The sequence below is a fragment of the Caulobacter sp. genome, from assembly GCF_017744445.1.
In the GTDB taxonomy this organism is placed as follows: domain Bacteria; phylum Pseudomonadota; class Alphaproteobacteria; order Caulobacterales; family Caulobacteraceae; genus Caulobacter.
The window spans coordinates 217,253-234,986 of sequence record NZ_JAGIBH010000005.1; the positions used below are offsets into that span (position 1 = coordinate 217,253).

The following is a 17,734-nucleotide window of genomic DNA, read 5'->3' on the forward strand; positions in this document are numbered from 1 at the left end:
TCCGTGGTGAAGAGCGACGCCAAGGACCTGCCGCACGACGCCCAAACCGGCCAAGCGCTGGGTGACCACCGGTCGCTGGCTGGGACGACCGGAAAAGCTTCAGGGACGAGCGGCGGCGCTTTCGGGATGACCGGCGAGGAGCGGCTTTGGCTGACGCGGGCATGGCTGCTTGGCGCTTGCCTGATCAGCGCCATCGCCTTCGTCAACGTCCTGACCATCCAGCACGACGCGCCTCGGCTGGGCGCCATCCGGCCGGCGATCTGGGAAGCCAGCAGCGCCCTGATCACGGTGTGCATCTTCGCCATCCCCGCCGCCATGGCGTTCTGGATGGTGCGCAAGCAGCCCCGCTGGTGGCTGGCCGTCCCGGCGCATCTGGTCGCGGTGTTCGTCTATTCGGTGCTGCACGTCTCGGGCTTCGTGGTCCTGCGCAAGCTGGGCCACGGCGTCATCCTGCACGAAGGCTACGACTTCGGGCCGCTGTCGACCGAGTTTCCGTACGAGTTCCGCAAGGACATGATGTCGTACGGCCTGGCGACGATCATCTACTGGCTGGCCCTACGCCGCAGCGCCCAGAAGCCAGAGGCCCTGGCCCCCGCCCCGCCCGCCACCTTCGACATTCAGGACGGCGCCCGGCTGATCCGCGTACCGGTATCGGAGATCCTGGCCGTGCATTCGGCCGGAAACTATGCGGTGTTCGTGCTGGCCGATGGCCGCCGCCCCTTGACCCGCTCTTCGCTCGGCGCAGTGCTGCAGACCCTGGCTGCGCACGGCTTTGTCCGCACCCACAAGTCCTGGCTGGTCAATACGGCGCGGGTCACGGGCCTGACTCCGGAAGGCTCGGGCGACTATGGCGTGGCGTTAGGCGACCTTGAGGTTCCGCTGTCGCGGCGGTTCCCGGAGGCCCTGGCCACGCTGAGGGGTTAGAAGAGCAGCATCCCCATCAGGATATCGTCCTCGAAGCGGCCGTCAGGCAACCGCCCGCGCGCGGCCTGGCGGCCTTCATGCTGGAACCCCAACCGCTCATAGAGCCGCACCGCGCCGGGATTGCCCGCGCCGGCCGCCAGCTCGATGCGCAGGATCTCAGGCTGCGCCGCCCTGGCCCAGGCGATCAGGGTGTCGAACAGGCGCGAGCCGATCCCCTGCCCTTGCCGCTGCGGATGCACCGCCACGGTCAGTCCGCCCAGCACGTGCGCGAATAAGGCGATCGTCTCGCGCCGCGCATGGATCTCACCGATCACGGTCCCGTCGGGCTCGACCGCAACCAGGCAGATGTCGCTGGCGATCGCATAGTCGCCATAGGCCGGCGTCACCTCCTCTGGCGCGCGCGCCAGGTTACCGGGCGTCGTGGCGGCGGCCTTGTGCACGGCGACGATGGCGTCGAGGTCAGCCGGCGTGGCGGGTCGGATGGTGAAGCTCACGCGGTCCTCTGGAACGGATAGAAGTCGCCGCCCAGGTCCAGGATCTGCGTCAGCTCGTCCAGCGCCTCGCGGCTCTCGGTCAGCAGCAGCGGGTCGGCCAGATCGGCCGGGGCCAGACGGTCGCGATAACGGCGCGTGACCCAGTCGGCCAGAATCGTGTGCAGGCCCGGCAGGAAACGCTGGGCCGGATTGGCCGCCTCCAGCTCGGCGTCGGTCAGCACCACCCGCAGGCGCAGGCAGGCCGGGCCACCGCCGTTGCGCATGCTCTGCCGGACATCGACATACTCCACCCGGCCGATGGGGCCGTTCGAGGACGCCAGGCTCTCGGCGACCGCGAAGGCGCGCGGGTTGTCGTGCGTCTCGGCCGGGGCCAGCAGCACTAGGCGGTCCTCGCCGGGCACGACCAGCAGTTGCGAGTTGAACAGGTAGCTGGCGACCAGATCGGCCATCGGCAGGTCGGCTTCCAACACCTCGACGAAGGCCGGCTCGAACAGGCCGTCGGCGGCGGCGCGGACCTGGCGCTCCATGCCCGCGCGGTCTTCGAAGGCGCGTTCGTGGAAGAACAGGCACTCGCGCGTACCGACACAGACCACGTCGTTGTGGAACGCCCCGCCCTCGATCGCCGCCTTGGCCTGCTGCGGGAAGACCGCTCTCGCCGCGCCATGGCGACGCTGGATGGCCTCGAAGGCCTCGCGGGTCTGGCGGGCCGGGAACTTGCCGTCCCAGCGCTCCCAGGCCTCGCGGCCCCAGACGAACAGGTTCACCCCCGGCGCGCCGTGCTCGGCGCACAGACGAACGTGGTTGGCCGCGCCCTCGTCGGCGAAGTGCGGCTGGGCCGGCAGCGGGTCGTGGACGGCGAAGCGGGTCTCGTCCGGGAACAAGCGACGCAGGGCGCGGGTGGTCTGCGGCCCTTCCAGGCTGCGGTGCAGGTTGGTCAGCAGGTTTGCCGGTGTGAAGTGCACGCGGCCGTCGTCCGTGTCGGCGCTGGGCGTCACGGTCGCGGCGTTGGCGGCCCACATCGGCGAGGCCGAATAGGCGGCGGCGGCCAGGGCCGGTGCATCCTCCCAGGCCTGCTCGATCACGGCCTCTTCCGAGCCCGAAAAGCCCAGCGACTTCAATAGGCTTATCGCCGGTCGCTCATGCGGCGGCAGCACGAACTGCGGGATGCCCAGGTCCGACAGCCGGCGCATCTTCCCCAGGCCTTCGAGGGCCGCGCCGCGCGGGTTGGAGACCTCGCCGGCGTTCTTGGCGCTGGCCAGGTTGCCGGGCGACAGACCGACATAGCTGTGGGTCGGGCCGACCAAGCCATCGCAATTGGCTTCCCAGCTCATCCGCGCAGGCCCTTGATGTCCTTCGACGTATCGAGCACCGCACCGGCCTCGAAACTGGCGACCGGATAGGCGCAGTAGTCGGCGGCGTAGTAGGCGCTGGGCCGATGGTTGCCGGAGGCCCCCAGGCCGCCGAACGGCATCGACCCCGCCGCGCCCGTGGTGGGCCGGTTCCAGTTCACCACGCCCGCGCGGATGCGGTTCAGGAACTGATTCCAACGCTTTGACTCGTTTGAGATAAGTCCCGCCGACAAGCCGTATCGCGTCGCGTTGGCGGCCTTCAGCGCGTCGTCGAAACTGGCCACGCGGCGCACCTGCAGCCACGGTGCGAACAGTTCCTCGTCGGGCGTGTCGACGCCGGTGACATCGACGAGGCCGGGGGTGACGAAGGCCTCGCTCAAGCCTTCCACCGCGCCCAGCGACCGGATGCGATCGCCGCCCATGGTGTCGGCGACGGCGCGGGCGGCCTGGGCGGCGCGGGCCGAGATCAGCGGACCCATGAAGGCCTCGCCCTCGCCGTTCCAGGGTCCGATCGACAGGCGTTCGGCCAAGCCGGCCGTCGCCTCGATCACCCTTCGCCCGAAGGCGTCGTCCGGCACGATCAGCCGCCGCGCGCACGAGCAGCGCTGGCCGGTGGTGATGAAGGCCGACTGCACGACCAGGGCCGCGACGGCCTCGGCGTCGTCGGCGTCCCAGACCACCAGCGGATTGTTGCCGCCCAGCTCCAGGGCCAGGATCACGTCGGGCCGATCGGCGAAGTGGCGGCGGAAGAAGGTCCCGGCCGTGGCCGAGCCGGTGAACAGCAGGCCGTCGATCGGCTGGTTGATCAGCGCCTGGCCGGTCTCGCGCCCGCCCTGCACCAGGTTGACGACGCCGGCCGGAACGCCCGCCGCCTCCAGCGCCTCGACCATCAGCTGGCCGGCCAGGGGCGTCTCTTCCGAAGGTTTGAAGACAACCGTGTCGCCCGCCAGCAGCGCCGGCACGATGTGCCCGTTGGGCAGGTGGCCAGGGAAGTTGAACGGCCCCAGCACCGCCATGACGCCATGCGCCCGGTGGCGCAGCACCGCGCGGCCGAACGGCATGGCGGTCTCGGTGACGCCAGTGCGCTCGTCATAGGCCTTGATGGAGAGGTCGACCTTGCCGGCCATTGAGCCCAGTTCGGCCTTGGTCTCCCACAGCGCCTTGCCGGTCTCGCGGCTCAGGGCTTCGGCGAAGGCGGCGGTGCGCTCGACCAGGATCTCCTTGTAGCGGCGCAGGACCGCGATGCGCTCCTCGCGCGGCTGGTCGGCCCAGGCAGGAAAGGCGCGGTGCGCGGCGGCAACGGCTTCGGCGACATCGGCCTCGGTGGCCGTCGCCTCGCGCCAGACGGCCTCACCGGTCGCCGGATCGGTCGAGACCAGTTCCGGCCCCTGCCCCGAACGCCACTTGCCGTCGATATAGAGCCCGCTCATGCCTTCACCCGCACCATGTCGCCTTCGTGGACGCCCAGGGCCTGCACCGCGTCGCGCCCCAGGATCGCGCTCTCGCCATCGACCAGCACCGGCGCGCGCACGGCCCGGAACCTGGCCACCTCGCCTGTGGAGACCAGGGCCTCCTCGCCAAAGGCGTCCTCACCGATCTTCACGCGCAGGCGCCGCGCCTCGCGCACGGTCTTGATGTCGTCGCGACGCGCCGCGACCGTCGGCCCGGCGTCGAAGATGTCGATCAAGCCCTGGTAGCGGAAGCCTTCGGTCTCCAGCATGGCCCGCGCCGCCTCGCCTTCGCGGTGTACGCGGCCCAGCACCTCGCTGGCCTCCTTGGGCAGCAGCTCGGCATAGATCGGATGGCGCGGCGCCAAGTCGAGAATGAACTGGCCGTCGGTCGAGGCGCTCATCATGTCGGCCTCGTCGAACTCCAGGCGGAAGAACTTGCTGGCCACGTGGTCCCAGAACGGACAGCCGCCGTCCTCGTCGAACCAGCCCCGCAGCTCGGCCAGCACCATCTCGGCGAAGCGCTGCGGCTCCAGGCCGATCAGCATGTAGCGCGACTGGGCCAGCAACCGCCCCGCCCCGCCCTTGCGCCGCTCGGGCCGAAGGAACAGCGAGCCCACCTCCGACCAGCCGGCGCACTCGTTGACCAGCACCAGGGCCCGGTGGTCGAAGCGCTTTTCCAGGGTCGGCGACGATTGGGCCAGGGTCACCACCCGGAACGAGAAATGCGGGCGCTTGAGCCCCACCCCAGCCTTGACCCCGGCGACGCCGATCACGTCGTTGGCCTCCAGGTCCTCCAGCATCAGGGTGTACCAGGCCTCGGGCGGGGCCACGCCGGACTGGAAGCTGGCTTCGGACAAGGCCAGGCGCGCACGCAGGGTCGGCTCGTCCTCGGGCAGGCTGGTGAAGCCGCGCCCGGACAGCACGGCCAGCTCCATCAGGGCGTCGAAGTCGGGAGAACCGGCGGGACGTACGACCAGCATTCAGTGAGCCTCCATGGCCGAACGGATCGCTCTGGCGTCGATCTCGCCGCTGGCCAGTTTCATCAGGATCAGGGCCGAGAGCTGGGCGCGCTCGACGAAGCTTTCGGGAAAGGCGTGCTCGGCCTCGCTGTGGATGTCGCCGCCGCGGACGCCCAGGGTGTCGACATTGGGCAGGCCCGAGGCGAACAGGTTGTTACCCTCGCAGACCCCGCCGGACGGCTTCCAGGCGATGTCCTGGCCCAGCAGCGCGCCGACGTCCTTCACCGCCCCAAACAGCCGTTGCTGGGCGGCGTTGAAGGGCTTGGCGCCGCGGGTGATCATGCCGTGCAGGTGAGCGTGCAGGTCATCGCCGATCTCGCCGACGATGCGGGCGACCTCGGCTTCGAACCAGGCGGCGGCCTGGGCTTCCGGGAAGCGGACATTGAAGCGCACCACCGCCACGTCCGGCACCATGTTCAGCGGCGCGCCGCCGTCGATGCGGGAGACATTGACGGTGACGCCGTCGCGCTGGCCGTTCAGGCCGTGCAGCTTCTCGGCCACGCGCGCCGCGCCGATCACCGCGTTGCGGCCGGCGGCGAAGTCGCGGCCTGCATGGGCCGCGCGGCCGTGGATGACGATGTGGAAATTGCCCGAGCCCTTGCGCGCCGAGGCCAGGGCCCCGTCGGCCAGGGCCGGCTCATAGGTCAGGCCGACATGGCCGCGCCGGGCGAAGTCGGCCAGCACGGGTCCCGAGGCGATCGAGCCGATCTCCTCGTCGGGCGACAGCAGCACGCGGTAGCCGACATTGGCGGCGTCAGGCGATCGCTCGAACGCCTCCAGCGCCGCCAGCATCACCGAGATCCCCCCCTTCATGTCGGCGATGCCGGGGCCGTGCAGCGCGCCGTCGGGACGCGTGCGGACCACCTGGAAAGGGCTCGTCTCGGGATAGACGGTGTCGTAGTGGCCGGTCAGCACGACCTGGACCGGGGCCTCGGGCCGCACCACGACGGCCAACGATGGCGGATGGGCGAACTCGGTCTCGCGGCCGTCGGCGGCGACTTCGCGCGAAGGCGACAGCGGCACGTCGATCGGCGCGGCCGGCAGGCGCGAGGCCGCGTCGAGCAGGATTTGCCTCTGGCGCTCCAGGCCCGCCAGGTGGCGGCTGCCGGAGTTTGTCGCGCACCACGCCACGGCGCGGTCGACGATCTGGCCGCCGTCGCGAGCAATGTGCTCCAGAACGGCGCGATCTTCTGAATTGAGACGCATAAAAGCCGGTCCTCCCTCAGTCACGATAACCAAGGGCCGCGGGTAATTTGTGCTCACCTCCGCAGAGGTAACCGGTCGCCCGCGCAACAGCCTTGCCTCTTAGTAGTCCTTTCTCCAGCGAACGGAAAGCTTCGCGTCGTTCTGGCCGCCGATGCGGGAGACCAGCGACAGGGTCCGGCGAATCCGCCACTCGACCTGCGCGGCGGGGCCTTCGCGGCCGCCGCCGATGATCTCGACATAGACGTCGTCGGTCACGTACTTGCCGCCCGACACCGTCATGCCCGTGGCGCTCTCGGCGAAGGCCAGGCGGTCCAGGCGCGCGAAGCTGCGCAGGTTGCCGATCACGTCGAAGCCGCCGCCGCCGGCCAGCGACGCCAGGGCCGAGGCGAGCTGGGCGGCCTCGATCGGCGACAGCTGGGCCGCCGACGAGCCGAACAACACCTGGCTCAGCACCTCGTCGCTGGGCAGTTCGGGCTTGGAAGTCAGGGTGATCTCCGGCTTGGCCGCCGTGCCCTGGATCCGCACCACCGCCGTCAGGGACGCGTCCTCGCGGGTGGCCGACAGATCCAGGCGGATGCGGTCCAGCTGGCTGGACAGGTAGACCGTGCCGTCGTCGTCGAACTCGAAGCGCTTGCCGGCGAAATCGTATTCGCCGCGCACCACGCGGGCGACGCCGCTCAGCGACGGGGCCAGCGAGGTGCCGCCGACATGGGCGTCCAGCGACAGCTCGACGTCCAGGCCGCGGCCGCGCACGAACACCCGGCGGGGCGCCTTCAGGTCCAGGTCCAGGATCATGCCGCCGGTGGTCGGACGGCGCTGCAGGCCCTGGTCCAGGTCCGACGGGCGGTTGCGCTCGATGACGTCCATGGCCACGACGCCGACCGGGGTCTTGCTCTGGGCCGAAACGTCGGCGCGGTCGATGGTCACCGCGCCGGCCAGCTTGATCTTGCCGTCGGCCGAGCGGTTGACGGTCGCCTGGCCCGTGGCCACGGCCGAGGCCAGGTCGTTGTCGATCAAGCGGAAGCCCTTGAGGTCCAGCTTGAAGCTGCCGACGCCGTCACGGGCCAGGCTGATGCGGCCCGCGCCCGAGATCGAACCGCCCTGCCCGTCTTCGCCGATGGCCTGGCTGACGTCGATGGCGTTGTCGGCCATGGCCGAGCGCAGGGTGACGTTCTTCAGGCGCAGGCCCGTCTGGCCGTCCTCGAAGCCGCCATTGTCCAGCGTGGCCGAACCCAGCAGGCGCGGATCGGCCAGGGTGCCGCCGATGGTGGCCTGCAAATTGATGCGACCCGACAGTGAGCGGTCGGCGCCCATCAGGAGGTTCCACAGCGGCTTGATCTCGCCCTGGGCCGAGAAACGGCCCTGCACGCCGCGCTTCTTGTTGATCGACAGGCTGAGCGGCTTGGCCGAGGCCTCGACCGGCAGCACCAGATTGGCGTCGGCCTTCAGGCCCTGGCGGTTGTCGCCGTCGGCCACGATGGTCAGCGTGCTGTCGTTCAACTCGCCATGGATCTTGGCGTCCAGCGACTGCTCGATCTTGGCTCCGCGCTCGCGGGCGTTGGCCAGGCGCAGGTCGAAGTCGCCGGTCAGGGTCTCGCCCTGGCCGCGCAGGTTGATGGAGCCGTCGATATCGCCGTCCAGGTCGGGGTTGAAGGCGGTGATGGCCACGCCGTCCAGCTCAGCCTTTAGCATGGCCGTGGCCCCGCCCAGGTCGGCGTCGATATCGGCGCGGCCCTTGTCGATGGCCAGGCGCAGGCGAGCCTGGGTCGGGCCGTCGCCGAAATGCACCTTGGCGGTCTCGCGAGTCTTGATCTCGGTGCGGCCCATGCGGCCGGACGCGTCCAGCGCCAGGTCGTAGGCCTTGCCCACCTGGGCCAGCTGGCCCGTGCCGCCGATGCGCCAGCGGCCGCCGGGCGCGTCGCCCCGCGCGTCGATCGACAGCGGCAGGCGCGCCAGCGGGCCGTCGGCCTTGATCCGCGCCGCGCGCACCTTCCACGAGCCGAAAGCGACCTCCTCGGCGGTCAGGTCCAAGGTCGCCGCCGCCGAACCGCCGCCGGGCGCGTCGACCAGCTTGGCCGAGCCCTTGACCTGGCCTTGCGGCAGGAAAGCGCCGGGACCGACGGCCAGGGTCAGGTCGGCGGTGGCCGGCAGGCCGTCGCGCAGGCTCATCGCGCCCTTCGCTTTCGCGCCTCCAGCGTCGACGTCCAGCTCGGACAGCTCGATGCCGCCCGGCGAGAAGCGGAAGGCCGTGCGGCCGCGCGCCGGGCCGTACTGGCTGTCGGCTTGCAGGGCCGCGACACCGTCGGTGGCGTTGGGACCGCGCGCGAAGGTCAGGGTCAGGTGGGCCTTGGTCAGGGGCAGGCGCGGCAGGTCGATGCTGTCGAAGTCGGCGTTCAGCTGGGCCTGCGGTGCGGCCAACGTGCCGCCTACGTGGCCGTCGCCCGCCGCCTTGCCGGCGATCTCGACCGGACCGGCGACGAACGGGCCCGTGGCGGTCCAGTCCAGCTTGAAGTCCAGACCCAGCGCCTTGGCGACGGTCATCTTGCCCGAGGACTTCAGGCTGGCGTTGGTCCCGTCCAGCTTGGCGTCGGAGATGCTCAGCACCCCGTCGTTCCAGGCGCCCTTGCCCGTCAGGCGCGGCGTCGCGCCCAGCAAACGGTCGATCTCGGCATAGCCCGTGGCGAAGTTGGCGGCGCGGCTGTCGACCGTGAAGCTCCACGGACGATTGGCGAAGCTGGACGCGGTCCACTTGGCCAGCAGCGAGCCCTTCGCGCCCTGCCGCACCGGCCCCATGCTGGCCACGCGCATCTCGCCGTCGAACGACAGCCCGCCCAGCACGCCGCGTTCGCCCTTGCCGGTGACGACCAGGTTCGGCGCGTCGATGCGGGCCGCCTTGATCAGGAAGCGACCGCCCTTGACCCGGGCGCCTTCGAAGGTCGCCTTGGGGCTGGAGCCCAGCAGGGCCAACAAGCCCGTGCCGCCGCCGCCCGACGAGGTCGCGGCGGCCTTGATCTCCAGCTCACCCTTGGCCCAGCGGACCATGGCCGGCCCCTTGGCGCGCTTGAGGCGGTAGCCCAGCAGCTCCAGGTCGGCGACGTCGACATCGCCCTCGACCGAGAAACCGCCCTGCTCCAGGCGGAACACGCCGTCGGCCAGGCCCCGGCCCATCTGCGGGATGGTGACGATGCGCTTCAGCGCGGCGACCTGGGCGGTGAAGGCGATGCCGTCCGGTCCCGTGCGCTTCTTGGCCAGGTCGGCCAGGCCGTGGCCTTGCAGAGTCAGGTTCTGGGCGCGGATGTCCAGGTTCAGGTTCGACAGGCCGTCCTTGGTGGCCTTCTTGCCGTCGAGAGTAAAGTTGGCCTCGGGGCCGAACATCTTCTCCAGTCGCTGGGTCCAGCGCGAAGCGCCCAGGTCCAGCCGGCCGCGCGCCGAGCCGCCCTGCTCATTCCAGGCCCCGTCCGCTTGCAGCGGCGTCGTATTGCCCGAGCGCGCCAGGACGTTGAACGCCGCCCGGCTGAGCGTGCCGTCGGCCTTGGCCTTGAGGTCGAAGGTCCGGTCGGCGGCCAGGCCCAGGGCGCCGGCGATGGCGCCGCCATTGGCCTCGGTAGCGTCGGCCTTCAGGTGCAGGGTCTGCGTGCGGCCCAGGTCGAAGTCGAGGTTCAGGTGGTCGCCGACATGCAGGCGCGAGGCGACGGCCAGCTTGCCCTTGTGCCCGCCCTGCCGCGCCATCTCGTAGTCGCCGCCGACGTCGAAGTCGCCTTCGCGACCGCTGAACGCGGCTCGGGTGATCAGCCGGAACTTGAAGGCGTCCAGGTCCACCGACACCGGCGCGGCGCCGGACTTGGGCCCCTTGGGCGTCATGGTCGGACGGCGCAGGACGATGACGTCGCGGGCGTCGATGCGCTCGGCGTGGAAGCGGCGGCCGAACAACTCGGTTGGACGCCAAGCGACGCGCAGGTCGTGGGCCTCCAGCCAGACGCCCTTCTCGTCGGTGATGGTCAGCCGGCGGACGCCGAAGTCCTTCCAGATGTCGCCCGACAGGCCCTCGATGTGCAGCTTGCCGATCCGGCCCAGCTTCAGGCCCGAGGCGCGGGCCTCCAGGAACAGGCGTCCTTGCGGCGTGATGGGGGCCAGGCGCAGGCCGCCGGCCATGAGGATCAGGATGCCGGCCAGGATCGCCGCGGCGATCAGCACCGCGCCGCCCCAGCCGATCTTCTTGGCGACCTTCACCGCGGCCTCGCCCGTCGCCTCGGCGGCGTGGGTGACGGCTTCCGTCAGGTCAGGCTTGTCCTGCTCCTGGCTCAAAAGCTTTGCCCGATGCTGAGATAGATCTGGAAGGCCGGGTCGCCCTTGCGGCGGCCCAGCGGGGCGGCGATGTCGGCGCGGATGGGGCCAAAGCCCAGGTCATAGCGGATGCCGAAGCCCGCGCCGGCTCGGAAGTCCTCGCGGCGCGGGGTCTTGTCGCTGCCGATGGCGCCGGCGTCGATGAAGGCCACGCCGCTCCATTTCGAGGTGATCTTCTGGCGCAGCTCGAACGAGGTCTCGACCAGCGAGACGCCGCCTTGGGGCGTGTTGTCGGTCAGACGCGGGCCAATGGCCTGGTAGGCATAGCCGCGCACCGAGCCGCCGCCGCCGGCGAAGAAGCGCCGGGAGGCCGGCACCTCGGGGATGCCGCCGCCGACGATGGCGCCCAGCTTGACCCGGCTGGCCAGCACCGTGCTCGCCCCCTTGCCGAACGGCAGGTAGATCGAGCCCTGGGTGGTCAGCTTGAGGTACGGCAGGGTCGTGTCGCCGACCACGTAGGTCGGCTCGCCCCGGGCCTCCAGGCGCCAGCCGCGCTTGGGATCCAGGATGTTGTCCGAGAAGTCCCAGGCATAGGCCGCTAACCCTGCGAAGGTCGCCAGGTTCAGCCTGCGGCCGGCGATCGAGCCGTTGCGGCTGATCTGTTCCTTGGTCTGGGACAGGTCCAGCGACATGCCGAAGGTGCGGTAGGACGTGGTCTGCCGCCGCTTCGTCAGGTCGACCCCGACCGTGGCGCCGGTTTCGTTATAGGCGTCGGTGTCGTTGCGGAAGACCGAGCTGTTCAGCTTCAGGGTCTGCTGCGGCCGCCGCCAGTGCGGCAGCGAGATTTCCGCGCCCAGGCGCTGCTCCAGCTTGGCCAGGCGCAGAGCATAGGTGGTGGTGTCGGCGCGCTTGAGACGGTTGTAGCGGCTCCAGCGGACGTCGAAACCCGTGCCCTCGCTGGTCGAATAGCCGGCGCTGGTTTCGATGGTGCGCGAGCGGCGGTCGGCCAGGGTGACGACAACCGGACGCAAACCGTCGGGCGTCGCCTTCTCCGGCCCGGCCAGCGAGACCGAGATCGAGTCGTAGACGCTGGTGTCGCGCAGGCGGCGCTCCAGCTCGGCCACGTCCTCGGGATCGTAGACGTCGGCGGTTTTCCAGGGGGCCAGGTGCGAGACCCAAGCCGGATTGGTCCGCCCCTTGGTCACGACCTCGACGCCGTCCATGTGCACCAGGCTGCCCGAGGCGATCTTGAAGGCCGGGCGCAGGGTGTGGTCTGCGTGGTCGACAATGACCTCGCGCGGCTCGGCGGCGGCGTCGGCATAGCCCAGCTTGGCCACCTGGGCGACGATGCGGCCCTCGGCGCCGACAACGTCGGCCGCGCGGCCGGGCTCGCCCTGGGTCAGGCGCATGGAGGCGGCGGCGCGCTGGCGTGTGCCTTCGTCGGGCGGCGTCCCCGACCAGTCGATGCGTGGATCGGCGATGACGAAGGCCGGACCCGGCGTAATCTTGACCACCGCGCGCGGCGGCTCGCCGTCCAGGACGTCGGGTTCGACGGTGTAGGCGTAGTAGCCCTCGGCGCGCAGCACGGCGATGGCGTCCTCGCCGGCCTGTCGGGCGCGGCGGCGGGCTTCGGCGCGGCTTTGGGCTGGATGCTTGGATTCGGTCAGGGCGAGCCGAATGGCCTCCCGCAGGGCCTTGTCTTCGACGCCTTGGATCTGGGCCATCGGCTCGTCGGCGCGGGCAGCCGTCGCCACCAGCAAAGTCACCGCCGTCAAAGCCAGGGAGGTCCGCCCAAGCACCAAATCACGTTACCCCGCGCAAAGCGCCCCCGCCCCTGCTGTAGTCTGGGGTTTGCTCCGTGTCACGATCGGAAATGCAACGAACTTGACCCTAGCCGCGCTTCTCAAAGCGAGCGATCGGCGCCCAAATGCTGGGCAGTCGTGCGCATCTTCGCGGCGAACGACGAATCCGCCGCGCGAGACGCTTGCAACGCTCTAGAGTCGGGACGACGCGCCGCCTCCAGCGACGCGTCCAAAGCAATGAGAACGTGGACAAAAGCGTGGCGGCGAAGACCCAAACCCTGGACGACGCACCGACCCTTCCGATGACGGAGGCGGCCTACCTGCCGGGGGTCGCCTACGACGAGATGTTCACGCCCGATGGCGAGGTCCGGCCGCACTACGACCCGCTGCACGGCCGCATGTCGACCCTGGGCGCCGAGGAGCTGGCGGGCCGCCAGCGCACGCTCGAACGCTCGTTCCTGCTGCAGGGCATCACCTTCACCGTCTACGGCGCCGATAACACCACCGAGCGGGTGATGCCGACCGACCTCTTCCCCCGGATCATCCCGGCGGATGAGTGGAAACGGATCGAGCTGGGCCTGACCCAGCGCCTGCAGGCCCTGAACCTGTTCCTGGCCGATATCTATGGCGACCAGCAGATCCTGATGGACGGCGTCGTGCCGCGCGAGCTGGTCCTCGGCGCGCCCTCGTACCGTCGCGAGATGCAGCACCTCTATGTGCCGCACAAAGCCTACGCGAACGTCTGCGGCAGCGACCTGATCCGCTGCCAGGACGGCCAGTTCGCGGTGCTGGAGGACAATCTGCGCGTCCCGTCGGGCGTGTCGTACATGCTGGCCAATCGCGACGCGGCCAAGCGCACCTTCCCTGGCACCTATCGCGCCGCCGGCGTGCGGCCGGTCGAGCGTTATCCCGACCTGCTGCTCTCCACGCTGAAGAGCATGGCCGCCGACTGGCGCAACGACCCGCAGGTCGTGGTGCTGACCCCCGGCGTCTACAACAGCGCCTACTACGAGCACGCCTATCTCGCCCGCCTGATGGGCGTGCCGCTGGTCGAGGGCCGCGATCTCGTGGTGCACGAGAACATGGTCTACATGCGGACCACGACCGGCCTGCGCCGGATCGACGTGATCTATCGCCGGGTCGACGACGACTTCATCGATCCCCTCACCTTCCGGCGCGACAGCTCGCTGGGCGCGGCGGGCCTGTTCAACGCCTATCGGGCCGGCAATGTGGTGATCTGCAACGCCCCCGGCACCGGCGTGGCGGACGACAAGGCCGTCTACGCCTACGTCCCCGACATCATCCGCTACTATCTGGGCGAGGACGCCATCCTGCCCAACATCGAGACCTTCCTGTGCCGCGAGAAGCGCCAGATGGGCCATGTGCTGGAGAACCTGGACAAGTACGTCGTCAAGGCGGTCGGGGCCTCGGGCGGCTACGGCATGCTGGTCGGCCCGCACGCCAGCCAGAAGGAGCGCGACGACTTCGCCGAGGCGATCAAGGCCGATCCGGACAACTACATCGCCCAGCCGACCATCCAGCTGTCGACCGCGCCCTGCCTGGTGGACGGCCGCATCGAGCCGCGCCACGTCGACCTGCGCCCCTTCATCCTGTCCGGCGAGAAGACCATCGTCACGCCCGGCGCCCTGACCCGCGTGGCGCTGAAGCGCGGCTCGCTGGTGGTGAACTCCAGCCAGGGCGGCGGCTCCAAGGACACCTGGGTGCTGGCCGAGGAGAACGGCCACTCCAACGGCAATGGCAACGGGAGCGCCCGCCCATGATGCTGGCTCGCGTCGCCGACAGCCTCTACTGGCTGGGCCGCTACATCGAACGGGCCGAGCATCTGTCTCGCCTGTCGTCGGTCATGCTCAACGCCACCCTGGACCAGACGGACTCCGGGACACAGGCCGTCTGGATCGCCATGGCCGCCGTCGGCGACGCCAATGACGGCGAAAGCATCAACTCGTTCGAGGCCGCCCAAGCCCTGGTGCTGGACCGTTCGGACGCCAATTCGGTGGTCTCGTCCCTGGCCAGGGCCCGCGAGAACGCCCGCCAGGTGCGCGACCAGATCACCACCGAGACCTGGGAACGGCTGAACCTGCTGTACCTGAAGGTCACCGACGCCAAGGCCGGCAAGGAGTTCTCGGACGGCTCGGCGATCTTCCTGCACGACGTCATCGCCGACCTGCACCTGTTCAAGGGCGCGGCCGACACCACCATGAGCCACGGCGAGAGCTGGCGGTTCATGATGCTGGGCATCTACATGGAGCGCGCCCAGCTGGTCTCGCGCCTGCTGGAGGTCTGCTTCGCCGAGAGCCCCGTCCACGGCCAGGTCGACGACCACGTGGCCCTGGTCAGCGTGCTGCGCATGGCCTGCGCGCTGGAACCCTATCTGCGGGTCTACACCGCCGAGATCGAGCCGAGGCATATCCTGGAGTTCCTGGTCTTCGACGAGGACTTCCCGCGCTCGATCCGCTTCGCCACCGCTCAGATCGAACAGCATCTGTCGGCCATGGCCCGCAGCGGCGGCGGCGAGCGCGTCGGTCCCGAACGCCTGGCCGGGCGGCTCAAGGCCCGCCTGCAGTTCGCCGATGTCGACGAGCTGGAAGCCGTCGGCGCCGGCCCGCTGCTGACCACCGTCGTCAACGAGTGCGCTCGCATCCACGAAGCGATCTACGAGACCTTCGTGGCCTATCCGCTCGAAATGCGTCTCCCGGCTTAAGGTCCGACCCAGTGCTTCTAGAGATCCGCCACGTCACCCAGTACCACTACGAGCGCCCGGTCCGGGAAAGCCTGATGGAGCTGTGGATGCAGCCCCAGAAGACCGCCCGCCAGCGCCTGGTCAGCTTCGAGCTGGACCTGGAGCCGGCCGCCCAGGTGTTCTCGTACGCCGACAGCTTCGGCAACGCCGTCTATCACTTCGACGTGCCCCAGCCGCACGACAAGCTGACCATCATCGCCCGCTCGGCCGTCGAGACCGAGCCGACCGGCGAGCGCCCCGACCACCTGGACATGGGCGAATGGGACCGGCTGCGCAGCGAGTTCGTACGTGGCGAGTGCTTCGACTTCCTGCGCCCCCACGGCTTCGTCGAAACTACCGAGGCGCTGCGCGGCTTCATCAAGTCGCACGACCTGGACGACCTCAAGCGCCGTGATCCGCTGACGGCGGTGCGCACCCTGTCGGAGACGATCTACAAGGCCTTCGACTACCAGCCGGGCGTCACCGACGCCGACAGCCCGATCGACCTGGCCCTGGAGGCCGGCAGCGGCGTCTGCCAGGACTTCGCCCACATCATGCTGGCCGTCTGCCGCGAGTGGGGCATCCCGGCGCGCTATGTCTCGGGCTACCTGTTCACCGACCGCGAGGCCGGGGATCGCTCGGATCCCGACGCCACCCACGCCTGGGTCGAGGTCTTCCTGCCCAGCCTGCGCTGGGTGGGCCTGGACCCAACCAACAACATGATGACCTGCGAGCGGCACGTGGCCGTGGCGGTCGGCCGCGACTATGCCGACGTCACCCCGTCACGCGGGGTCTACAAGGGCAATGCGGAAAGCCAGCTGGCGGTGGGCGTCACGGTGCGCCGGGCTCGCGCGGCCATGGCCGAGCCGGAATTCCTGCGCATGGCCCGCCCCAGCTTCGCCGGCGGTCGTCGTCGTCCGGATTCGGCGCTGAAGCAGGAGCTGCACCAGCAGCAACAACAGCAGCAGTAACCTACTGAAGGATTTCGGGGGTCAGGGTCGCGGCGAAGCGGCGGGCGATGTCCAGCGCCCCGGCCGCGCCGCCGGCCCGGGGGCCGATACGCTCGGTCTGCAGGAACTGCACGCCGGCCTCGGTGCCCGAGCGCCAGACCACGTGCGCCAGGTGCACCCGGCGGCCGCCCGCGTCGACGAAGATGAACTTGTCCGGCGGCGCGGCGATGCCCGCCGTCGACAGGCGCGCGCCCTTCTCGGCGACGTCCAGCAGCGAGCATTTCCACGAGCGCGGATCATCCACGATGTAGATCTTGCGCGCCGCCGGCATCCGGGGGTGGACGCGGCGCTCGGCGCCAGTGGGCTCGACCATGACCATGCGACCTTAGAACTCCCGCCGAGTCGTCGGAGACGATTTTAGCGCAACCGGACGCAACGCGCGCCTAGGTTGGTCCGCGTTCGTCCGGTACCGGTATAACCGGGGAAAGCTTAGGCGGCGTAAACGTGCGCCTTGCGGGCGGCGATCTTCACCGTGCCCTGGAACCGGGCGGCTTCGGCGCGCGAGGCGCTGATCTCGATCGGCCGGCCGTCCTGGGCCACAGCGTTGACCGTGGTCAGGGCCCCCTGCACGTGGGCGCGCTCGACCCGCACCTCGAAACCGCCGTCGTCCAGCACGAAGTCGTGCGGGCGAACATAGGCCGTGGCCGAGCCCTCGCGCACGCCGCCGGCCGGCAGGCGCAGCGACCCGGCGGTGAACTGTCCGCCCCCGACCTGCCCCTCGAAGCTGTTGGCCTCGCCCACGAAGCCGCAGACGAAGGCCGTCTCGGGCGTGTCGTGCACCTGGTCGGGCGTGCCGATCTGCTCGATCTGACCCTTGTTGAGGATGGCCACGCGGTCGGCCAGCTCCAGGGCCTCTTCCTGGTCGTGGGTCACGAAGATGGTGGTGACGCCCGTGGCGTCGTGGACGCGGCGCAGCTCCTTGCGCAGCGACTTGCGGACCGTGGCGTCCAGGGCGCCGAACGGCTCGTCCAGCAGCAGCACGCTGGGCTGCACGGCCAGGGCGCGCGACAGAGCCACGCGCTGGCGCTGGCCGCCCGACAGCTGCGAGGGGTAGCGCTTGCCCAGGCCGTCCAGCTCGACCAGCTTCAGCAAGTCATCGACGCGCTGGGCGATCTCGGCCTTGGACGGCTTGTCCTTGCCCTTCCGGACGTCCAGGCCGAACGCGATGTTCTTGGCCACGGTCATGTGCTTGAACAGCGCGTACTGCTGGAAGACAAAGCCCACGCGGCGGTCGGCGGCGGACGCGAAGGTCACGTCCTGGCCGTCGAACAGCACCTGGCCGGCGTCGGGGAATTCCAAGCCCGCGATCGTGCGCAGCAGCGTCGTCTTGCCCGAGCCCGACGGCCCCAGCAGCGCCAGCAGCTCGCCGTCCTTGATCTCGAGATCGACCTTGTTCAGCGCTGGATAGCGACCGAACTTCTTTTCGACGGAGCGGATGGAGATGGTCATGGGTCT

13 protein-coding genes are annotated in these 17,734 nt (G+C 69.9%); 4 read left to right on the forward strand and 9 right to left on the reverse strand.

The annotated features are described in order from the left end of the window. The first annotated feature begins 3 nt into the window (after positions 1–3). The gene (locus tag J7528_RS09165; protein WP_291873151.1) at positions 4–924 is read left to right on the forward strand and encodes a LytTR family DNA-binding domain-containing protein; all 921 of its coding nucleotides are present in this window, start codon (positions 4–6) and stop codon (positions 922–924) included. Here the strand turns inward: J7528_RS09165 and J7528_RS09170 are convergent. The 7 genes from J7528_RS09170 to J7528_RS09200 all read right to left on the reverse strand — a co-directional run bounded on the left by J7528_RS09170 (position 921) and on the right by J7528_RS09200 (position 12,529). After that, positions 921–1,418 (reverse strand): GNAT family N-acetyltransferase, encoded by a 498-nt coding sequence (locus tag J7528_RS09170; protein WP_291873153.1) that lies wholly within the window; start codon positions 1,416–1,418, stop codon positions 921–923. The genes J7528_RS09165 and J7528_RS09170 overlap by 4 nt on opposite strands. Next, positions 1,415–2,749 carry an N-succinylarginine dihydrolase gene (gene astB / locus J7528_RS09175; protein WP_291873155.1) on the reverse strand — a complete coding sequence of 445 codons (1,335 nt, stop codon included), beginning with the start codon at positions 2,747–2,749 and terminating at the stop codon, positions 1,415–1,417. The genes J7528_RS09170 and astB overlap by 4 nt, the downstream gene beginning before the upstream one ends. Further along, on the reverse strand, positions 2,746–4,197 hold the full coding sequence (astD, locus tag J7528_RS09180; RefSeq protein WP_291873157.1) for a succinylglutamate-semialdehyde dehydrogenase: 1,452 nt from the start codon (positions 4,195–4,197) through the stop codon (positions 2,746–2,748). The genes astB and astD overlap by 4 nt, the downstream gene beginning before the upstream one ends. Beyond that, entirely contained in the window at positions 4,194–5,198 is a 1,005-nt protein-coding gene (locus J7528_RS09185; RefSeq protein ID WP_291873160.1) for an arginine N-succinyltransferase, read from the reverse strand. Before J7528_RS09185 ends, astD begins: the two co-directional genes overlap by 4 nt. Next, entirely contained in the window at positions 5,199–6,443 is a 1,245-nt protein-coding gene (locus J7528_RS09190; protein ID WP_291873162.1) for a hydrolase, read from the reverse strand. It abuts the gene before it with no gap. Positions 6,444–6,542: 99 nt separating this feature from the next. Continuing rightward, a complete protein-coding gene (locus J7528_RS09195) occupies positions 6,543–10,673 on the reverse strand; it encodes a translocation/assembly module TamB domain-containing protein (RefSeq protein WP_291873494.1) in 4,131 nt (1,376 codons plus the stop codon). Positions 10,674–10,744: 71 nt separating this feature from the next. After that, positions 10,745–12,529 (reverse strand): autotransporter assembly complex family protein, encoded by a 1,785-nt coding sequence (locus J7528_RS09200; protein WP_291873164.1) that lies wholly within the window; start codon positions 12,527–12,529, stop codon positions 10,745–10,747. Positions 12,530–12,786: 257 nt separating this feature from the next. Here J7528_RS09200 and J7528_RS09205 point away from each other — a divergent pair, with 257 nt between their 5' ends. Genes J7528_RS09205 through J7528_RS09215 form a run of 3 tightly spaced genes read left to right on the forward strand, consistent with a single transcriptional unit; the run spans position 12,787 to position 16,240 of the window. Next, entirely contained in the window at positions 12,787–14,310 is a 1,524-nt protein-coding gene (locus J7528_RS09205; protein WP_291873167.1) for a circularly permuted type 2 ATP-grasp protein, read from the forward strand. Continuing rightward, the gene (locus tag J7528_RS09210) at positions 14,307–15,251 is read left to right on the forward strand and encodes an alpha-E domain-containing protein (protein WP_291873170.1); all 945 of its coding nucleotides are present in this window, start codon (positions 14,307–14,309) and stop codon (positions 15,249–15,251) included. The genes J7528_RS09205 and J7528_RS09210 overlap by 4 nt, the downstream gene beginning before the upstream one ends. An 11-nt stretch (positions 15,252–15,262) precedes the next feature. Beyond that, positions 15,263–16,240, forward strand: coding sequence for a transglutaminase family protein (locus J7528_RS09215; protein WP_291873172.1), 978 nt, complete (start codon positions 15,263–15,265; stop codon positions 16,238–16,240). Position 16,241: 1 nt separating this feature from the next. Here the strand turns inward: J7528_RS09215 and J7528_RS09220 are convergent, their stop codons facing one another. After that, complete coding sequence (locus tag J7528_RS09220) at positions 16,242–16,598, reverse strand: PilZ domain-containing protein (protein ID WP_291873175.1); 357 nt, start codon at positions 16,596–16,598, stop codon at positions 16,242–16,244. Positions 16,599–16,708: 110 nt separating this feature from the next. Next, a complete protein-coding gene (locus J7528_RS09225) occupies positions 16,709–17,728 on the reverse strand; it encodes a sulfate/molybdate ABC transporter ATP-binding protein (protein WP_291873177.1) in 1,020 nt (339 codons plus the stop codon). Positions 17,729–17,734 lie beyond the last annotated feature (6 nt).

Bases quoted from the DNA above. Each gene is read 5' to 3' on its own strand.
- J7528_RS09220 (WP_291873175.1), bottom strand. From the start codon at position 16,598: ATGGTCATGGTCGAGCCCACTGGCGCCGAGCGCCGCGTCCACCCCCGG.
- J7528_RS09210 (WP_291873170.1), top strand. From the start codon at position 14,307: ATGATGCTGGCTCGCGTCGCCGACAGCCTCTACTGGCTGGGCCGCTAC.
- J7528_RS09225 (WP_291873177.1), bottom strand. From the start codon at position 17,728: ATGACCATCTCCATCCGCTCCGTCGAAAAGAAGTTCGGTCGCTATCCA.
- astD (WP_291873157.1), bottom strand. From the start codon at position 4,197: ATGAGCGGGCTCTATATCGACGGCAAGTGGCGTTCGGGGCAGGGGCCG.
- J7528_RS09185 (WP_291873160.1), bottom strand. From the start codon at position 5,198: ATGCTGGTCGTACGTCCCGCCGGTTCTCCCGACTTCGACGCCCTGATG.
- J7528_RS09190 (WP_291873162.1), bottom strand. From the start codon at position 6,443: ATGCGTCTCAATTCAGAAGATCGCGCCGTTCTGGAGCACATTGCTCGC.
- astB (WP_291873155.1), bottom strand. From the start codon at position 2,749: ATGAGCTGGGAAGCCAATTGCGATGGCTTGGTCGGCCCGACCCACAGC.